The sequence below is a fragment of the Rothia sp. (in: high G+C Gram-positive bacteria) genome (assembly GCF_030540545.1).
Classification (GTDB): domain Bacteria; phylum Actinomycetota; class Actinomycetes; order Actinomycetales; family Micrococcaceae; genus Rothia.
Map to the genome: position 1 here is coordinate 1 of NZ_JAUNVZ010000065.1, position 1,234 is coordinate 1,234.

The 1,234-nt window shown below is 55.5% G+C and carries 1 protein-coding gene; it reads left to right on the forward strand.

Annotation, left to right across the window (positions count from 1 at the left end):
- Window positions 1-1,051: TGS domain-containing protein (locus Q4P78_RS08950; RefSeq protein WP_303340024.1), on the forward strand; the 1,051-nt coding region annotated here is incomplete at its 5' end.
- Window positions 1,052-1,234 lie beyond the last annotated feature (183 nt).

Genomic DNA, 1,234 nt, shown 5'->3' on the forward strand with positions numbered 1-1,234 from the left:
CCTCTATGCCTCGGAGATTATGGTCTTCACGCCCAAGGGTGAGCTTAAGTCTATGCCCCTAGGGTCTACGGCGCTCGACTTTGCCTTCTCTATCCACTCCTTCTTAGGCTCTCACTGCTTCGGTGCCAAGGTCAATCACCGCCTGGTACCCCTGAGCTATGTCCTCAAGAGCGGTGACCAGGTAGAGATTCTCACCACGCGCACCAGCCATATCTCGGCCGAATGGTTGGGCTTTGCCACCACGGCCAAGGCGCGCGGTAAGATACAGGCTTATCTACGCCGCGAGAGCCGCGACAAGCAGGTTAAGGGTGAGGGCATGCTGCGCGACTTCTTGCAGCAACACTCCCTCACGGCAGATGCTGAGACCATCGACCGGGTGCGCCATTTCCAAAACCTCCCCTCCACGGACGAGCTATACTACAACATTGGCGATGGCCTCATTCAGCTCGATGACGCACTCCTTACCCACCTACAAGGGCGTAAAGAGACCAAGGGCTGGCGACGCTTCATCCCCTTTATGGGCACTGTCCGAACGTCTACTACGCCCGAAGTTTCCACCGCAGCCCCCGACCTGGCTCAAGAGGGGTGGGCCAAACAGCTCAACCGTAAGCAGCTGCTCCCCCTCACCGAGGAGATACTGGCCAAGAGCACCCTTTGTCCCCACTGCGCCCCCATTCCCGGAGACGATGTGATGGGCTACATCACCGATGATGGGCAGCTCATCATCCATAAGCGCACTTGTGACGAGGCGGTCAAGCTCAAGACGCGGTACGGCAACAACATCATAGCCTGCTCTTGGGACATGCACAAGCAGCAGCTCTTTGACGTGACCATACGCTTCCGGGGTATCGATGCCAAGGGCGTGCTCTACGCCATCGCCGATGTATTGCACAAGCTGACGCACTTCATCATCAAGAGCATTACGCTGACTACAGACGATGGTATCTTTGAGGGTCACCTCACCATCTCAGTCTACGATACCACCGATGTCGCTACCGTCTGCGACAGCCTCCTCAGTGTGGAGAACGTGACCGAGGCTAACCGCGTGTAGTGCTCCCTTCAGGGCAGGTCTTGGGATTTGTAGTCTGTAGAATGAATTGATTTTGAAGCGGTGTAATTGAGGATGATAACCGGCTAGGCGCGCTTTCAGTACTATTGACTAGTCATCTATTAGTCCACTTTTAGACTTTACAGCCTGCTAGAGATAGTCTTTCCCATCCGCCCAACCATCCTT